19 protein-coding genes and 3 tRNA genes are annotated in these 16,421 nt (G+C 35.4%); 21 read left to right on the forward strand and 1 reads right to left on the reverse strand.

Going from position 1 to position 16,421, the window contains the following annotated elements:
* Nucleotides 1-94 precede the first annotated feature (94 nt).
* The 8 genes from AAGD44_RS06780 to AAGD44_RS06815 all read left to right on the forward strand — a co-directional run bounded on the left by AAGD44_RS06780 (nt 95) and on the right by AAGD44_RS06815 (nt 8,380).
* Nucleotides 95-1,126: a phosphate acetyltransferase gene (locus tag AAGD44_RS06780; RefSeq protein ID WP_341763922.1), complete on the forward strand. Its 1,032-nt coding sequence runs from the start codon at nt 95-97 to the stop codon at nt 1,124-1,126.
* 9 nt (nt 1,127-1,135) lie between these two features.
* Nucleotides 1,136-2,317 (forward strand): acetate/propionate family kinase, encoded by a 1,182-nt coding sequence (locus AAGD44_RS06785; RefSeq protein WP_341763923.1) that lies wholly within the window; start codon nt 1,136-1,138, stop codon nt 2,315-2,317.
* Nucleotides 2,318-2,460: 143 nt separating this feature from the next.
* Nucleotides 2,461-3,969 carry a murein biosynthesis integral membrane protein MurJ gene (murJ, locus tag AAGD44_RS06790; RefSeq protein WP_341763924.1) on the forward strand — a complete coding sequence of 503 codons (1,509 nt, stop codon included), beginning with the start codon at nt 2,461-2,463 and terminating at the stop codon, nt 3,967-3,969.
* Nucleotides 3,970-4,344: 375 nt separating this feature from the next.
* Nucleotides 4,345-4,557, forward strand: a complete 213-nt coding sequence (locus tag AAGD44_RS06795) for a cold-shock protein (protein ID WP_341763925.1) — start codon at nt 4,345-4,347, stop codon at nt 4,555-4,557.
* Nucleotides 4,558-5,296: 739 nt separating this feature from the next.
* Nucleotides 5,297-6,529, forward strand: coding sequence for a DEAD/DEAH box helicase (locus AAGD44_RS06800; RefSeq protein WP_341763926.1), 1,233 nt, complete (start codon nt 5,297-5,299; stop codon nt 6,527-6,529).
* Between the two features lie 391 nt (nt 6,530-6,920).
* Nucleotides 6,921-7,006 (forward strand) — tRNA-Leu (locus AAGD44_RS06805).
* 27 nt (nt 7,007-7,033) lie between these two features.
* The gene (locus AAGD44_RS06810) at nt 7,034-7,591 is read left to right on the forward strand and encodes a NifU family protein (protein WP_341763927.1); all 558 of its coding nucleotides are present in this window, start codon (nt 7,034-7,036) and stop codon (nt 7,589-7,591) included.
* Nucleotides 7,592-7,654: 63 nt separating this feature from the next.
* Nucleotides 7,655-8,380 carry an SDR family oxidoreductase gene (locus AAGD44_RS06815; RefSeq protein ID WP_341763928.1) on the forward strand — a complete coding sequence of 242 codons (726 nt, stop codon included), beginning with the start codon at nt 7,655-7,657 and terminating at the stop codon, nt 8,378-8,380.
* A gap of 616 nt (nt 8,381-8,996) precedes the next feature.
* Here AAGD44_RS06815 and rlmB read toward each other — a convergent pair.
* Nucleotides 8,997-9,719, reverse strand: a complete 723-nt coding sequence (gene rlmB / locus AAGD44_RS06820) for a 23S rRNA (guanosine(2251)-2'-O)-methyltransferase RlmB (RefSeq protein WP_341763929.1) — start codon at nt 9,717-9,719, stop codon at nt 8,997-8,999.
* A gap of 485 nt (nt 9,720-10,204) precedes the next feature.
* On the opposite strand from rlmB, the gene AAGD44_RS06825 reads away from it, so the two are divergent.
* The 13 genes from AAGD44_RS06825 (at nt 10,205) to rpmC (ending at nt 16,418) form a co-directional block, all read left to right on the forward strand.
* Nucleotides 10,205-10,290 (forward strand) — tRNA-Tyr (locus tag AAGD44_RS06825).
* 19 nt (nt 10,291-10,309) lie between these two features.
* Nucleotides 10,310-10,383 (forward strand) — tRNA-Gly (locus tag AAGD44_RS06830).
* 84 nt (nt 10,384-10,467) lie between these two features.
* Nucleotides 10,468-11,652: an elongation factor Tu gene (gene tuf / locus AAGD44_RS06835; RefSeq protein ID WP_341763930.1), complete on the forward strand. Its 1,185-nt coding sequence runs from the start codon at nt 10,468-10,470 to the stop codon at nt 11,650-11,652.
* A gap of 107 nt (nt 11,653-11,759) precedes the next feature.
* The gene (gene rpsJ, locus AAGD44_RS06840; RefSeq protein WP_341763931.1) at nt 11,760-12,083 is read left to right on the forward strand and encodes a 30S ribosomal protein S10; all 324 of its coding nucleotides are present in this window, start codon (nt 11,760-11,762) and stop codon (nt 12,081-12,083) included.
* Nucleotides 12,083-12,727 carry a 50S ribosomal protein L3 gene (gene rplC, locus AAGD44_RS06845; protein ID WP_341763932.1) on the forward strand — a complete coding sequence of 215 codons (645 nt, stop codon included), beginning with the start codon at nt 12,083-12,085 and terminating at the stop codon, nt 12,725-12,727. The genes rpsJ and rplC overlap by 1 nt, the downstream gene beginning before the upstream one ends.
* A 10-nt stretch (nt 12,728-12,737) precedes the next feature.
* Complete coding sequence (gene rplD / locus AAGD44_RS06850) at nt 12,738-13,361, forward strand: 50S ribosomal protein L4 (protein WP_341763933.1); 624 nt, start codon at nt 12,738-12,740, stop codon at nt 13,359-13,361.
* The gene (locus AAGD44_RS06855) at nt 13,358-13,654 is read left to right on the forward strand and encodes a 50S ribosomal protein L23 (RefSeq protein WP_341763934.1); all 297 of its coding nucleotides are present in this window, start codon (nt 13,358-13,360) and stop codon (nt 13,652-13,654) included. Before rplD ends, AAGD44_RS06855 begins: the two co-directional genes overlap by 4 nt.
* On the forward strand, nt 13,655-14,476 hold the full coding sequence (gene rplB / locus AAGD44_RS06860; RefSeq protein WP_341763935.1) for a 50S ribosomal protein L2: 822 nt from the start codon (nt 13,655-13,657) through the stop codon (nt 14,474-14,476). It begins immediately after the preceding gene.
* 10 nt (nt 14,477-14,486) lie between these two features.
* Nucleotides 14,487-14,765, forward strand: coding sequence for a 30S ribosomal protein S19 (gene rpsS, locus AAGD44_RS06865; protein ID WP_341763936.1), 279 nt, complete (start codon nt 14,487-14,489; stop codon nt 14,763-14,765).
* A 2-nt stretch (nt 14,766-14,767) separates the two neighbouring features.
* Nucleotides 14,768-15,127: a 50S ribosomal protein L22 gene (gene rplV, locus AAGD44_RS06870; protein ID WP_341763937.1), complete on the forward strand. Its 360-nt coding sequence runs from the start codon at nt 14,768-14,770 to the stop codon at nt 15,125-15,127.
* 3 nt (nt 15,128-15,130) lie between these two features.
* Nucleotides 15,131-15,787, forward strand: a complete 657-nt coding sequence (rpsC, locus tag AAGD44_RS06875) for a 30S ribosomal protein S3 (RefSeq protein ID WP_341763938.1) — start codon at nt 15,131-15,133, stop codon at nt 15,785-15,787.
* A 15-nt stretch (nt 15,788-15,802) separates the two neighbouring features.
* The gene (rplP, locus tag AAGD44_RS06880) at nt 15,803-16,213 is read left to right on the forward strand and encodes a 50S ribosomal protein L16 (protein ID WP_341763939.1); all 411 of its coding nucleotides are present in this window, start codon (nt 15,803-15,805) and stop codon (nt 16,211-16,213) included.
* On the forward strand, nt 16,206-16,418 hold the full coding sequence (gene rpmC, locus AAGD44_RS06885; RefSeq protein WP_341763940.1) for a 50S ribosomal protein L29: 213 nt from the start codon (nt 16,206-16,208) through the stop codon (nt 16,416-16,418). The genes rplP and rpmC overlap by 8 nt, the downstream gene beginning before the upstream one ends.
* Nucleotides 16,419-16,421: the final 3 nt, after the last annotated feature.

A 16,421-nucleotide genomic window follows, 5' to 3' on the forward strand; every position in this document is an offset into this window, starting at 1 on the left:
AATAGTAAAGGTATGTTAAGAAAGATGCATGAAGTGAGGACACAGTAATAATTAACCGGGCACCGATTAGAAGCTAACCATATCAAGAGAGGAAATGATGCAGGAAGAACCTACCAATGAAATATTTTTAGATAATATGATATCTAAAAAATTGGCTAACTCTCAATTAATAAATCACCAACACAATACTCCTGAATTTAAAAAAGCTTCTAAGAATTTTATAAAATTACTAGAAAAATCCAAGCAATTTAAACCTATAAAAACAGCGGTAGTGCATCCAACAGATAAAGAATCGTTGCTGGGAGCTATTAGAGCAGCGCAGCTGGAAGTTATTACCCCGATTTTAGTAGGTCCGAAGCAGAAAATTGAAACTATCGCCCAAGAGTGTGAGGTGAGTTTAGATAACTATCAACTTATTGACGTAGCGCATAGTCATGAGGCAGCAGCAAAAGCCGTGGAGCTGGCAAGTCAAGGGGAAGTGTACTCTTTAATGAAAGGCGCGTTACATACTGATGAATTAATGTCTGTAGTAGTAAGAGAATTACGGACCGAAAGGCGTATGAGTCATGCTTTTCTAATGTCAGTAGCCACCTTTTATAAGCCATTTATTATTACTGATGCGGCGATTAATATTCGTCCGAGCTTAGAAGAAAAGAAAGATATAATCCAAAATGCTGTTGATTTAATGCAAGCCTTAGCTATGCATGAAGAAGAAATTAAAGTTGCGGTGTTGTCAGCTGTTGAAACAGTTACTTCAACTATTCCAGCTACTTTAGATGCGGCTGCTTTATCTAAAATGGCCGATAGAGGTCAAATTAAGAATGCTATAGTTGATGGTCCTCTTGCTTTTGATAATGCCATATCCTTATATGCGGCTGAAGCAAAAGGTATTAAGTCAAAAGTTTCAGGTAATGCAGATATCTTAATGGCCCCAGATTTAGAGTCAGGTAATATGCTAGCTAAGCAGTTAAAATATTTAGGAAATGCGCTTATGGCAGGTATAGTACTTGGAGCGCGTGTCCCCGTGATCTTAACTAGTCGTGCAGATCCTATGGATATGCGAGTGATTTCTTGTGTTCTTGCTTCTTTTCTTTATAATGTTAAAACTAAAATATTGAAACCATAGTAAGGCATTATGCAAGAAGTAGTATTAACAGTTAATGCGGGATCATCGACCTTAAAAATTGCTATATTTACTATTCATGGTAAAGAAATTAGAGATTGTCTTTATAGAATTTTATTAGAAGTTTTAGATAATAAATTATTATTTCATGTAAATAATGGCAAAAACTCATATCAAGTGGATACCAAGCCTGTAGAAGATGATATAATGAGTTTGATGATTAATAGCTTTGAGAGTTGGTGGGAAGGAATAAAAGGAGATTTAAATTTACTTGCTATTGGGCACCGTATTGTTCATGGGGGAAGAGTTTTTACTAAGCCCATCCTAGTAGACCAGCAAGTGATTGAGCAGCTAATAAGCCTAATACCATTAGATCCCCTTCATCTGCCATATAATCTGCAAGCATTAAACCTATTTCAAGAGAAATATAACCAACAAAATCATATTGTTTGTTTTGATACGGCTTTCCATACTTCACAGTCTCGTTTAGCTAAGTCCTTTGCCTTACCTAAAGAGTTTTATGAGGAGGGAGTATATCGGTATGGATTTCATGGGTTATCTTACCAATGGATTACTCAAAACTTTAGAAAGCTGATAGGGCACGAATTGCCCAAACGCACTATAATAGGTCATCTAGGTAATGGTGCTAGTATGTGTGCTATCTACGAGGGCAGAAGTATAGCTACTAGTATGGGTTTTAGTGTCATAGAAGGTTTAATGATGGGGACTCGTTGTGGTTCTATCGATCCTGGGGTAATATTATATCTTTTAGATAATAAAAAAATGTCTCCTAAGCAAATAGAAACATTATTATATCGCCAATCAGGATTATTTGGGGTCTCTGGTGAAAGTGCCGATATAAGGACCTTATTATCAATTAACGACCCTGAGGCAAAATTTGCGATCGAACTTTTTATTTATAGAATACAGTTAGAAATTGGGCGCTTGTGTGCCGCACTTCAAGGTTTAGATAGTTTAGTTTTTACCGCGGGGATTGGAGAAAATTCAGCGATAATTCGCCATCTAATTATTACAGGATTAGAGTGGCTTGGAATTACCATAGATGAGAGAAAAAATCAAGAAAATCAGTATTGTATTAGTAGAGAAGATAGTAAAGTTAAAATATTCATTATTCCTACTAATGAAGAAGGAGTAATAGCACAAGATGTTATAGATGTTTTACATGATAAATGATATATTCCTCTGATATAAATTTGCATGCGTCGTTGCTCAAATAGTATTATCTATAGGATCTATCATCGCGTCTAGCAGCAAAATCATCGGAAGAGGAATATTATGTATATACTCTTAGGTTTTATAGGGAGACAAAATTTTTTGTGGCATTGTTGCGATCAAGTCTTATAGTTGCGTTTTTTACGCTAGTTTCCCGAATATTTGGCCTTGCTAGGGAATTATTTATTGCGTCATTATTTGGAGCTGGCAGTATAGCCGATAGTGTGAATGTAGCTTTTAAATTTCCTAATTTATTTAGGCGAATTTTTGGGGAAGGCGCTTTATCGGTGGTGTTTGTTCCTATCTTCAATGCCAAGCTTTTAGAATCTCCTGTAGCAGCACGCTATTTTACTGGGGCAATTTTTACTATCTTACTAATTACCTTAATAATAATAGTAATATTAATGCAAGTGTTTATGCCTTCATTAATGTTTATTATGGCGCCGGGTTTTTATGAAGATGTAGAAAAATTTAACTTAACAGTCACTTTGTGTCGCATTACTGTTCCTTATCTAATTTTTATCTCCATTACTGCTTTATTAGGAGGGGTTTTAAATTCACTTAGAAGGTTTGCAGCTTTTGCCTTCTCACCAATTATTTTAAGCGTTTCTGTTATAGTGATTACAGTATTATTGCAACAACAAGTAGAAGCCCCGATATCGGTATGTATATCGTTATTAGGGGCGGGCATATTGCAAGTGATATTTATGTTTTGTTGTATTATTAAGGGAGGGTTATCTTTTCCATTAATATTTGCTCCTTTTGATCAAGATGTGAAAAAATTTTTATTCAATATGGGCCCCGCAACTATTAGTTCAGGAGTGCAGCAGCTGAACATATTTATATCGCAATCAATAGCTAGCTTTATCGAAGGAGCTATCTCAATCTTAACTTATGCAGATAGAATATATCAATTTCCTTTGTCGATAATCGGGGTAACTTTTAGTACGATATTATTACCAGAATTATCTCAATCCTACCGTCAAAATAATTTAGTAAGAATAACCAAGATTCAAAACAATGCTATTAAAATAGGCCTGTTACTATCTTTGCCGGCTAGCTGCGGTATCATAGTACTATCGCAACCAATTATTCATATAATATATGAGAGAGGGGCCTTTATCTACGAAGATACAGTTAAAACAGCGGAGGCTATTTCTGTTTTTGCTTTAGGTTTACCGGCCTTTATATTTACCAAAATTTTAATGCCTATTTTTTATGCTAATCAGGATACTAAAACCCCTCTAAAAGTTACTGTATATTCTTTGTCGCTTAACACTATATTAAATGTTATATTAATGATACCATTCGGTCATATTGGCATCGCCCTTGGTTCATCTATAGCTGCTTGGTATAACGTATATCTATTATATATATATACTAAGCAATATAGACATTTTTCTCTTGATTTAGCCCTCTGTTTTTTTACAGTAAAAACCTTACTCGCTTGTATGATGATGATGATAGTAATTTTAGTCATTAAACATTATTGCTTTTCCTATTATTTCTCTCACTTATTATGGGTCAAAACCTTTATGTTAGCAGTCACTATATTATGTGGAATAGTAATATATTTTGCAGTAATTTTTTGTCTTAAACTCTATCCTAAATGATAAAATAATTTATACCTTTTGTGGTGCTCAGCTTCGTTTTTCCTAAAAATCCCTTAACTATTTTCCACTTATGCAGGAAGTCTAATTTTCATCCTTTATTTTTAAATCTAATTCTATAAAATATTTGCGCATACAACAATTTTTTATTTAAATAGCATTAAAATATCAAAATTTTAAATAAAAAGATAAAATCTATAAGTAGTCCTCTTATCTTTTGTTGACAATTACTCAGAAAAAGTTTAGCATGGCACTTGAGTTTAATAATTAACTCTTTAATAGTAGTGAAAGCCTTGTAAATATTAATTATCTGGTTTAATTTCTACGAAGAGTTTCAAGTTAAGTTCAGATAAGTAAACTCTATACTAAAAGGTTTTTATGACTACTAAAGTAGGTAAGGTTAAATGGTATAATCCAACCAAAGGTTTTGGTTTTATTGAGCCAGATGATGGAGGAAATGATATTTTCGTCCATGTAACAGCTTTAGAACGTGCTGGGATCTCTACCTTAAATGAAGGACAGCGTGTTGGTTTTGACCTCGAAGAAAGCAAGGGAAAAATCTCGGCTGTTAACCTGCAACAAATAAAATAATATTTATTTTAAAACTGCAACCAACTACTCAAAATTTATGAGTGGTTATCAAACTAGTGAATTTTGGGTAGTATCATCTTTCTTATGCCCCGTGTGTTATCTTTATGGCTCAGTGTTTTACTATAAATGTAGCTATCATTTGTTTTATTTGAGGTTATATTCATTATTTAGAAACACAGAGAGGCTAGTCTTAAGGAACGTATAAAAACTTTGTTTTTTTATAAGCGCATTTATTAAATATAACTTATACCACTTCCTTCTTTAGCAATCTTTTAAACGGCCAGTTACTATATACTCGGATTACTGATGCGAATTGGCTTTTGCAAATAACAGATAAATGGATATGCAATATGTGTATATGCTAAGCGTCTGATATTTTCAAATACAATTCCCTTTATGAAGAATAATGATAGTAATGTGAATTGTCTCTAAACTATATTGATCCTTATTTTGAAGTATATTAGAAACATGTTACGCATAGGAGAAATTAGGATATAAGAAATTAGGTCTTTATGCCAAATTGTACTAATGCGGGTAATTAGGCAGAAAAACCTAATAGAATTTATACTCTTCGTCTTGTAAAGAGTTGTTTTTTCATTTTACCAGGGATTTGTGTGCTCACGTACTGACATGTACGCTGTGCGCGCTCACCACTTATAATAAAATGAGGGCTCTTGAAATCCATTGAGTATGCTATAGAAATTTGTTTTTAATTAAAGATAAAAATATTGGATTTATAATGAAAAGTTTTAATTTACCAGAAGAAATAATATTCTCGTTAGAGAAAATGAAGATAACCTCCCCAACTGAAATTCAAAAAGAGGCAATACCAATTGCTATGCAAGGTGAAGATATTTTGGCATCTAGCCAAACCGGCTCTGGCAAAACCCTTGCCTATTTATTGCCTATAGTTACTTCCTATCTTAACACTAAAACTATGTCACTAGTGCTTGTGCCCACTAGAGAATTAGCTACTCAAGTGCAGGATACCCTTGCTAAAGTAACTGCTAAAATTAAGCTCCCTACTGCAGTTTTAATAGGAGGGCAACCAATGTATAAACAATTTGCGCAATTAAGAGCGAATCCTAAGGTAGTAATTGGGACGCCTGGTCGTATTATCGATCATTTGCTACGTGGTACTTTAAAATTAGATACTACTGGGCTTGTAGTGCTTGATGAAATGGATAGAATGCTTGACATGGGTATGAAAGAACAATTAGAAGAAATTAATAAATATATAGCGACAAAAAGGCAGGTTTTAATGTTTTCTGCAACTATGCCAAAACATATTATTGAATTATCTAAAAAGTATGTAGTTAACCCTAAACGTATTACTATTGGCTCCACTACTAAAGCGGCCTCTCAAATTACGCAAGAAACTTTACGTCTTACCGATAAAGAAAAATTTGCTGAGCTAATAAAACAATTAAATGCAAGAAGTGGCTCTATAATTATCTTTGTTAAAACTAAACGTGGTGCTGAACAGCTTGCAAAAATGCTGAAAATTGAAGATCATAAAGCTGAAGCGATCCATGGAGATTTATCGCAAGGCAGGCGCGAACGGGTTATTTCATCATTTCGTGCTTCTAGACATAGAATTATGGTAGCAACCGATGTCGCCTCCCGGGGCTTAGATATTCCTCATACCCAGCATGTGATCAATTATGATTTACCTATGTGTCCAGAAGATTACTTGCATCGTATAGGGAGAACAGGTAGAGCAGGGGCAACAGGGGCTGCCTTGTCCTTCATTTCTCCTGAAGATAGTATTAGATGGAAAGCGATTGATCGCCTCATAAATCAAGGAGAAACAACCTTAAGAAAAGATATGATGGGAGATAAAAATCGTAAAAGGGTATTTAATAGTAATAAGGTAGGAGCAGAAAAAAGAGGTTACTTTTCTTATAAAAATAATCGTGATGGCGATAAAAAACCTTATGAGTCTCGTCGTCGTCCTAGCAAAGTATCATAAAAGATACAATGGGCTTCCTGCATAAGTTGATCTAGTTGGTGATTTTGTGGTCAAAACTTTCCTCTGCTCCTCATGCACATTTGAGTACACAGTGCGGCGAGGCTTCGTTTTTTCTAAAAACCCCGAGTGCTTTTTCGATTTATGCAGGAAGTCTACTGAACCGAAATAATTTATCAAAAAATGCATAAAAAGACTTGCTTTTTTTAGTAATTTTGATTAGTGTCCGGTCTGGATTTCATATAGCTCAAGGTTGATATATACTTTTTTGTCCTCAGGAATTAAATTTATTTTGAGTAGTAGGCGTGCGGAAGTAACATATACGTTACATAACACCCGAATGCTTGAAAAATGGAAAACAATTCTGGGGAGCTTTCTAGTATACCATTAAACTGCCCGCGTGATGGAATGGTAGACATAACGGACTTAAAATCCGTGGGGCGCAAGCCCTTGCCAGTTCAAGTCTGGCCGCGGGTACCATTCCACTAATTTTGATAAGTTACGCATATGTTTATTCAAACTGAAACCACCCCTAATCCAAACGCAATAAAATTCTTACCAAACCTGCCTATTAGCCCAGATCAGCCATTTCATTTTAGTAATATAGAGGAGGCATTGGTAAAAAGTAGCTTAGTAGTTGAATTATTTGGAATCGATAAGGTCAAATCTATTTTTCTAGGGAGGGACTTTATTACTATCACTAAAGAAGAAACAGGGGAATGGCTGATTTTAAAGCCAGAGATTATGATGGTGATAATGGATTATTTTACCTCAGGCTTGGTTGTTTTTGATAGGCAACATAACGAAGCAATTATAAGGGATATAGAGGGGTTATCTGAAATTGAAAAACAAATTATAGAAATTATTGATTCACGAGTTCGTCCTTCTGTTGCTATGGATGGGGGGGATATAATATATCGAGGGTTTGAAGGGGGAATAGTAAAATTAGAGCTAAGAGGTGCCTGTGCTGGCTGTCCTAGTTCTACTATCACTTTAAAAAATGGCATTGAATCTATGCTAAAGCATTTTATCCCTGAGGTAGAAGCTGTAGAAGCAGTAGATTAATTGTAGACAAAAGATTCTTAGTGTGCTTAAATTCGCGTATTTTATTTAGTTTATTAAGGAATTATGTCAAGATTAGCTATAGTCACTGGCGGGACAAGAGGAATAGGTAAAGCTATTTCAATTGCTCTACGCAATAAAGGGCTTACTGTTGTAGCAAATTTTTGCATCAATAAACAGGCAGCTCAAGAGTTAAATGACAATTTTTCTATTAAAACCAAGCAATGGGATATTCAAGATTATGCTGCCTGCTTTAAAGCTGTTGAAGAGGTGGAAAATGAATTTGGAGGTCACGTCAGTGTATTAGTAAATAATGCAGGTATTACTAGAGATGTAATGTTACATAAAATGTTAGAAAAAGAATGGCAAGAAGTGATTGATATTAATTTAACTTCGTGCTTTAATATGTGTAATGCCGTAATTAATAAAATGAGGCAGCAAAATTATGGGCGAATTGTTAATATTAGTTCAATTAACGCTCTTATGGGCCAGGTAGGGCAAACTAATTATTCAGCAGCTAAAGCTGGTATTATAGGATTCACTAAAGCTCTAGCTAAAGAGTCAGCTGCAAAAAATATAACAGTCAATTGTGTAGCTCCTGGCTATATTATGACAGAAATGATTGACAAAGTCCCAGCACAAGTTGTAGAGCAAATAATACAAGCTATTCCAATGAAAAGGTTTGGTAAGCCAGAAGAAATAGCAAGAGCTGTAGAGTTTTTAGTAGATGAGGAGGCGGGGTTTATTACCGGTGAAACCTTGTCGATTAATGGGGGGCACAATATGTTGTAAATGTTGGTGAGGTAGAAGCAAGTAATATACGTTAATTCTGGATAAGGGATAGCAAAAATGCTTTAGGGATAATGGATGCAAGGTTTTTGAATATGTCTAATATTGTGTTTTTTTCAATATTCCCATTGAGGCTCTTTGTATTGTATATAGGAAAGCCTTTTTTCTTTTCCTTATCCAGAATTAACGTAACATCTACTCCTATTCAAGTGCCAGCAGCTAAATACCGCAGGCTATATACAGGGCGTTTTACACCTCTTATACCATTTCCAAAAACTAATCATCACGTTCGTCGTACTTCATGATCTTCGCTTCTCACGTACTAATATGTATACTCAATGGATTTCAAGAGATGGATTTTATTGTGAGTGGTGAGCGCGCGGAGCGTACAACTAAGTACGTGAGCACGCGACACTTTGATAAAATGAAAAAACAACTCTTGAAAGGCGAAGAGTATATAGCTTATGTCATTATGATACATACACGATAGTACGCGGGAAGTATAGTAGTCATGGATACTTGAAGATAAATACCTGGTACGCACCTTAATGGGCTATGCTATACGCTTCGATGCAGGGCACTCGTGCTCCTAATGCTAATTTAGTGTTGGGAAATGGTATTATTTCTGTGAAGATAAATAAAAGGCTATTGCGGCAGCATTTGAGACATTTAAGCTTTCTACTTGTGGGGAAATTGAGATCTTTGCTAGAGAATCACAGGTTTCTTTGACTAAACGTCTGATTCCTTTATCTTCCGATCCCAGTACTATTACTACTTTTCCTGACAGCATTTTAGTGGTCAACAGTTGGTCTGCATGACCATCAAGTCCAATGATCCAAAAATTTTGTTTTTTAAAATATTCTAATGTTCGTCTGAGGTTAGTCACTTTAATAATTTGTACTAATTCCAGAGCACCAGAAGCTGTTTTTGCGATAGTAGAATTTTCATCTGGTGTATTGTCTGCTGGTAAGATTATAGTAGCAATGTTAAAAGAAGCAGCGCTGCGAATAATTGCCCCAATATTTTGGGGATCTGTAATCTGATCTAGAACCGCAATGGTACAATTAGGGTTCACTGTATTAATATCTGTAATATGGTCAGAAAATATAGTTTTAACATAGGCAGCTATTCCTTGATGATTGTGATTTAAGCCAAATAGACGGGTTAAGAAATCCATTTTGGTAATCTCATAGGGAAAATTAGTTAGTAAATTTTTGTTTGAGTAAAAAATTTCTTCGGTACATAAAATATTTTGAATATGGCGTCTGGGATTCTTAAGAGCAGCTAATACAGTATGTTTGCCATATATATAATGAAACGCTTTAGTGTTTTTATTTAACATCTTATTAAAACCTAGACTAATTAATTCTTGACACAAACTACTATTTATTATAGAAAGTTACAACTGATAAACGTTTGGAGTGTATAAATTTAGTATTGGCTTGTTTAAGTTCCTTAAGGAGAGTAAAAAGAACCTAATATTGGATGAATGCTTTGAGTGATAAGTAGTGAAATTTGTTAAAGTAGGGTTAGTGATTCTACGAAAATTTACCATTTTACTGAGATTGTTAAAAATTACTGCTACACTTGAATGATCTTTAAAGATTGCATTTTAAAAGAGGGGCAAGGTAGTGCTAAAAGTACGTAAACATATAACCCCTATGTTTAAAAACAATTCGTAGAAATGGTAATAGAGTATATTGGGATTTTTCTTCATAGAAACTAAATTAGCTCAGTAAAAATAAGCAAGGGATTGTATTGACGCTTGCGCTATTTATGTTGTGCTTTACGTTTTATTGGATTAGTTAATACTTGCGTAAGTTCTTCGGAGGAATGGCCGAGTGGTCAATGGCAGCAGACTGTAAATCTGCCCGCGTAAGCGTACGAAGGTTCGAATCCTTCTTCCTCCACCACATTGGTTAGGTGAGATACGCGGGTGTAGCTCAATGGTAGAGCCCCAGCCTTCCAAGCTGGTTGCGTGGGTTCGATTCCCATCACCCGCTCCAAAAGTGTAGTAATTAGTTGTTGGAAATTGGGTAAATTTGTATTGTTAAATTGTATTAAACCTTAAAATTGTGGAGAAATAAATTATGGGGAAGATAAAATTTGAGAGGATAAAACCTCACTGTAATATAGGGACTATAGGTCACGTAGATCATGGTAAGACTTCTTTGACGGCAGCCATAACGGTAGTGTTAGCAGAAGAAGGGGGTGCAAAAGCTACTAAATATGATGAAATTGATGCAGCTCCTGAAGAAAAAGAAAGAGGTATTACTATTTCAACAGCGCATGTGGAATATGAAACTGCACAAAGACATTATGCTCACGTAGATTGTCCTGGACATGCTGATTATGTAAAAAATATGATTACTGGTGCTGCTCAAATGGATGGGGCTATATTAGTAGTCTCTGCTGCTGATGGCCCTATGCCTCAAACTAGAGAACACATCTTGCTTGCAAAACAGGTAGGGGTGCCTACTATGGTAGTTTTCTTGAATAAGGTTGATATGGTTGATGACCCCGATTTGCTTGAATTAGTTGAAATGGAAGTAAGAGAATTGCTATCTCAATATAACTTTGATGGTGACAACATACCAGTGATTAAAGGGTCAGCTTTACAAGCGCTAGAAGGGAAGCCAGAAGGCAAGGCTGCTATTAAGGCGCTAATGGAAGCAGTGGATCAATTTATTCCTCAACCTACGAGACATACGGATCGTCCTTTCTTGATGCCTATAGAAGATGTCTTTTCTATTTCTGGACGAGGCACTGTAGTGACGGGTAGAATTGAGAAAGGTATAGTAAAAATTGGGGAAGAAGTAGAGATTGTTGGGATCAACGATACTCAAAAGACTACTTGTACTGGTGTAGAAATGTTTAAAAAGCTCTTAGATCAAGGGGAAGCGGGTGATAATGTAGGTATATTACTACGTGGTACTAAGAGAGAAGATGTATGTAGAGGACAAGTGTTAGCTAAACCTAACAGTATCACTCCCCATACTGAATTTGAAGCTGAAGTATATGTTCTCACTACAAAAGAAGGGGGGCGGCATACAGCGTTTACTACTAATTATCGACCACAATTCTACTTCAGAACTACTGATGTAACTGGGGAAATTACTTTGCTAGAAGGTAAAGAAATGATTATGCCAGGCGATAACGCAAAATTAAAGGTAACATTAATTGCTCCTGTAGCTATGGAAGAAGGAGTGCGTTTTGCTATTCGTGAAGGCGGTAGAACTGTGGGCGCAGGCGTTGTAGTACAAGTACTCAAATAAATCGGGTGAAGTAAACAATTCTCTTTGATAGTTGTTTACTTTTTAGGGATTAATATTGCTTATAAAATATGTTTTAATAGCCATGCTGTTTGTAAAAAGGTTAGTTAATGAAGAATAATCAGAAAATTAAGATCCGCCTAAAGTCTTTTGATCACCGCGCATTAGAGTATGGTACTAAAGAAATAGTGGGAGCTGTAAAAAGAACAGGAGCTGATATAATTGGTCCGATCCCGCTTCCAAGAACAATTGAAAGATTTACGGTTAATAGATCTCCGCATGTAAATAAAAAATCACGGGAACAATTTGAAATTAGAATTCAAAAAAGGCTTTTAATAATAAGCTATCCAACTCCTCAAACAGTTGATGCTTTAAAAAAAGTTGATTTACCTGCAGGAGTTGATGTTGAGATTAAGTTAGAGAGTGTGGAATAATGAGAACCGGTTTAATTGCTAAAAAAATTGGTATGACTTTAAGCTTTAATGAGAAAGGTGAAAGAACTGCTGTAACTTTTCTACAGGTAGAAAATTGCCAAGTAGTGGGGCATAAGACTACAGAAAAAGAGGGGTATGATGCTTTAATTATTGGAGTAAAAAATCAAAAACCTACTAAAGTGAACAAATCCTTAAAGCAAGTATTTGCTAATATCAAAGTGACCCCTAAAGCAAAACTAAAAGAATTTAGAATTTCTAAAGATTGTTTTATTGAAATAGGCGCGGAATTATACGTAGATCATTTTGTGAATGGTCAATTTATAGACGTAATAGGCACTACTATAGGTAAAGGATTTGCGGGAGGTATGAAAAGGCATAATTTTAGAGGACTCGAAGCTTCTCATGGCGTATCAATATCTCACCGTTCTCATGGCTCTACTGGCGGTAGACAAGATCCAGGTAAAGTTTTCAAAGGTAAGAAAATGGCCGGGCACATGGGAGGCGTGAGAGCAACTGTTCAGAACTTGAAGGTAGTAGATACTAATAAAGAACAAGGGATTATTATAGTGAATGGTAGTATTCCGGGCTCTAAAGGATCTTATGTCTATGTTCAAGATGCTATAAAGAAAACTGTCGTAGGGTAGGATAAAGTATATGAAAGCCGAATTAATAAATCTTGAAAATCAAGCGGTAGGAGAAGTTGATTTAGATAACTCAATCTTTGCGTTAGATTATATTAGAGAGGATATTATTAAGCTTGTTATTGATTGGCAATTGCTTAAAAATATGTCGGGTACTCACCAGACAAAAACTGTATCACAAGTATCTGGTACAACCAAGAAACCTTTTAAACAGAAAGGGACAGGTAATGCAAGGCAAGGTTCATTAAGGTCTGCTCAAATGAGAGGTGGAGGAATTTCGCATGGCCCGGTAGCAAGAAGTCATGAAGTAAAATTACCCAAAAAAGTAAGAAAGCTTGGTCTGAAACATGCTTTGTCAGGAAAATTTGCTGCAGGTAAACTCTTAATATTAGATTCCTTAAATTTAGAGCAGGCCAAAACTTCTTACCTACGGAAATTGTTAGAGAATTTTAGGGGTAAAAGTTATTTTATTGTTGGTGGTGAGGATATTAATTTAAATTTTGCTTTAGCAGTAAAAAATATTCCTAATGTTACTGTAGTGCCACAAATAGGAGCTAATGTGTATGATGTAATACGCCATGAGTATATTCTATTATCCAAAGAAGCTGTAGAGGCTTTAGAAAAGAGGTTAAAGTGAATTCGTATCAACATTATGATCTAATTAGAGCTCCTATCGTTACTGAAAAGTCGACTGCTTTATCTGAGCAAAATAAATTTACTTTTCATGTTGCGGCTAGTGCTAAAAAAGCTACTATCAAGATAGCGATTGAAAAAATATTTCAGGTCAAAGTTAAAAAAGTTAATATAATGAATGTGAAAGGTAAGAACAAAAGATTCAAAGGTATTCAGGGGAAACAGTCGGATAAGAAGAAAGCAATTGTGACCTTAGAAAAAGATTACGTTATTGATTTTACTGGAGGTATGAGATAAATGGCTTTAAAAACATTTAATCCGATCACCCCCTCGCTTAGAGAATTAATACAAGTTGATAAGTCTAGCCTTTGGAAAGGCAAACCCCATAAGGCTTTAACACAAGGATTAAGTAAAACAGGTGGTAGAAACAACTTAGGTAGAACTACCGCTTGGCATAGGGGTGGGGGGCATAAGAGGCTTTATCGGATAATTGATTTTAAGAGAGATAAGGTTGAGGTTTTTGCTACTGTTGAGAGGATAGAGTATGACCCTAACAGGACTGCTTTTATAGCGTTGATTAAGTTTGATGATGGTATCTATTCATATATCCTAGCGCCGCAGAAGCTTACAATTGGTGATAGGTTAATATCAAGTAATGAGGCGGATATAAAGATCGGTAATTGTTTACCATTAAAATACATACCAGTGGGCACAACTTTACATAACGTAGAAATGAAAATTGGCAAAGGTGGACAATTAGCTAGATCCGCTGGAACCTCAGTTGATCTAGTAGGCAAAGATTCGGGTTATGCACAAATAAAGCTACGTTCTGGAGAGTTTAGATTGGTTCCTTTAGATTGTAGGGCAACTATAGGAGTGGTCTCAAATCCAGATCAAAAAAATGCGAATTTAGGGAAGGCCGGAAGGAATAGGTGGCTAGGTTGGCGGCCGCATGTTCGGGGGGTCGCAATGAATCCAGTAGATCATCCGCATGGTGGGGGAGAAGGGAAAACATCGGGTGGACGTCACCCAGTGACACCATGGGGATTCCCGACTAAAGGTAAAAAAACACGTAAGAATAAGCTTACAACAAAATTTATTATTAAGAGAAGAAAGTAAGTAGGGAATTATGGCACGTTCGGTTTGGAAAGGTCCTTTTGTAGACGGTTATTTAATAAAAAAAGTACATACACTAATTGATTCGGGTAAGACGGAAACGATTAAAACCTGGTCTCGTAGATCCACTATCTTACCATTTTTCGTCGGGATAACATTTTTTGTCCATAATGGAAATAAATTTATACCTGTGGCAGTAAATGAAGAAATGGTGGGCAGAAAATTAGGTGAATTTTCTCCTACTAGAACTTTTCATGGTCATGGAGCAGATAAAAAAGTTAAGAGAAAATAAATATGGTTCAGGTAAATCAAAATTCTGCTATAGCAATTGTGAAATCTATTAGAGTGAGTCCAAGAAAATTAAATTTAGTTGCTACATCTATTAGGAATATGAAGGTTGCTGAAGCCTTAGTCCAGCTTACATTCTCCCCTAAAAGAATTGCTAATGAAGTAAAAAAATGTCTCCAATCTGCTATTGCTAATGCAGAAAATAATTTTGGTTTAGATGTGGATACATTACTTGTTACTTCTGCAACTGTAGGTAAAGGGTTAGTAATGAAAAGGATTATGCCAAGAGCTAAGGGGCGTGCAACAAGAATTAATAAATTTTTCAGTAACTTGTATATTACAGTTACTGAAATTGAGGGGAAATAAAATATGGGGCAAAAAGTTAATCCACATGGCTTTAGAGTAGGTCCAACATTAATCAAAAGCTGGGATTCAATATTATATGCGGAGAAGCAATATAAGGTTCTTTTTATTCAGGATTTAGATATTAGAGACTTAGTAAATAACAATTATTCACAAGCACAAGTAAGTAGAGTATTAATAGAAAGGCCCTCTAATAAGAGTGTTATAATTAATATATTTGCTAAAAATCCTAAAGTTATTATTGGAAAAAGTGGTAATGATATAGATAAATTAAAAAAGGATATTCAAAAAATTACTAGCTTAGAAGAGATATATATTAATATACATGAAATTAAAAAACCTAACATAGATGCGGTTATTATTGCTAAAACTATTGCTATGCAACTTAAGAAAAGAGTATCATTTAGGAAAGCCATGAAAACTGCTATCCAAGCCTGCTTAAAGCAAGGGGCGTTAGGTATAAAAGTTGCTTGTTCTGGTCGGTTAGCTGGCGCTGAAATAGCAAGGACCGAGTGGTATAGAGAAGGGAGAGTCCCTTTACATACTTTAAGAGCGGATATTGATTATTCAAAGGCAGAAGTCATAACGACTTATGGTGTGATAGGGGTAAAAGTGTGGGTTTATAAAGGGGACCATGTTGAAAACAGAAAAAAATATAATTAATTTTGAAGAAAAATAATGTTAGCGCCGAAAAAACAAAAATTTAGAAAAGCTCATAAGGGAAGAGTGGCTTCGAAAGCTAAAGCAGGTACATTATTAGCTTTTGGCGCCTTTGGCTTAAAATCATTAGATAGTTTAAGAGTCACTGCAAGGCAGATAGAAGCTGCGCGGAAAGCGGCTACTCGTTGTATGAAAAGACAAGGTAAGCTATGGATAAAAATTTTTCCTGATTTACCTGTCTCTAAAAAGCCTGCGGAAGTTAGGATGGGCAAAGGGAAGGGGAATCCAGAATTTTTTGCAGTGAGAGTATCCCCTGGAAGAATAATGTTTGAAATCGAAGGTGTTACAGACGAGATAGCAAACAGGGCTTTAGAGCTTGCTAGTGCAAAATTGCCCGTAAGAACAAGGATAGTGAGGCGTTATGAATAATTCTGGGGTCTCTCCCAAAGAGCTTAGTGCTCAGTCTATTGATGAGTTGATTAAAAAGAGAATTCAATATAAGAAAGAATTTTTTAATTTGAGATTTCAGAGTACTTTGGGTGAATTAAAGAATACTAGTAGATTTGCGGTTGTAAAAAAAATTATTGCCCGTATTAATACTGAGTTAAATATAAGAATAAAAACTGGAGAATAGAGA

This window comes from Candidatus Tisiphia endosymbiont of Beris chalybata, from assembly GCF_964026555.1.
Classification (GTDB): domain Bacteria; phylum Pseudomonadota; class Alphaproteobacteria; order Rickettsiales; family Rickettsiaceae; genus Tisiphia.

Bases quoted from the DNA above. Each gene is read 5' to 3' on its own strand.
- rplB (WP_341763935.1), top strand. From the start codon at position 13,655: ATGGCTTTAAAAACATTTAATCCGATCACCCCCTCGCTTAGAGAATTA.
- AAGD44_RS06795 (WP_341763925.1), top strand. From the start codon at position 4,345: ATGACTACTAAAGTAGGTAAGGTTAAATGGTATAATCCAACCAAAGGT.
- rpsC (WP_341763938.1), top strand. From the start codon at position 15,131: ATGGGGCAAAAAGTTAATCCACATGGCTTTAGAGTAGGTCCAACATTA.
- rpsJ (WP_341763931.1), top strand. From the start codon at position 11,760: ATGAAGAATAATCAGAAAATTAAGATCCGCCTAAAGTCTTTTGATCAC.
- AAGD44_RS06810 (WP_341763927.1), top strand. From the start codon at position 7,034: ATGTTTATTCAAACTGAAACCACCCCTAATCCAAACGCAATAAAATTC.
- AAGD44_RS06815 (WP_341763928.1), top strand. From the start codon at position 7,655: ATGTCAAGATTAGCTATAGTCACTGGCGGGACAAGAGGAATAGGTAAA.
- rplC (WP_341763932.1), top strand. From the start codon at position 12,083: ATGAGAACCGGTTTAATTGCTAAAAAAATTGGTATGACTTTAAGCTTT.
- AAGD44_RS06800 (WP_341763926.1), top strand. From the start codon at position 5,297: ATGAAAAGTTTTAATTTACCAGAAGAAATAATATTCTCGTTAGAGAAA.
- rlmB (WP_341763929.1), bottom strand. From the start codon at position 9,719: ATGTTAAATAAAAACACTAAAGCGTTTCATTATATATATGGCAAACAT.
- AAGD44_RS06780 (WP_341763922.1), top strand. From the start codon at position 95: ATGATGCAGGAAGAACCTACCAATGAAATATTTTTAGATAATATGATA.
- rplV (WP_341763937.1), top strand. From the start codon at position 14,768: ATGGTTCAGGTAAATCAAAATTCTGCTATAGCAATTGTGAAATCTATT.
- rplP (WP_341763939.1), top strand. From the start codon at position 15,803: ATGTTAGCGCCGAAAAAACAAAAATTTAGAAAAGCTCATAAGGGAAGA.
- tuf (WP_341763930.1), top strand. From the start codon at position 10,468: ATGGGGAAGATAAAATTTGAGAGGATAAAACCTCACTGTAATATAGGG.
- AAGD44_RS06785 (WP_341763923.1), top strand. From the start codon at position 1,136: ATGCAAGAAGTAGTATTAACAGTTAATGCGGGATCATCGACCTTAAAA.
- rplD (WP_341763933.1), top strand. From the start codon at position 12,738: ATGAAAGCCGAATTAATAAATCTTGAAAATCAAGCGGTAGGAGAAGTT.
- rpsS (WP_341763936.1), top strand. From the start codon at position 14,487: ATGGCACGTTCGGTTTGGAAAGGTCCTTTTGTAGACGGTTATTTAATA.
- rpmC (WP_341763940.1), top strand. From the start codon at position 16,206: ATGAATAATTCTGGGGTCTCTCCCAAAGAGCTTAGTGCTCAGTCTATT.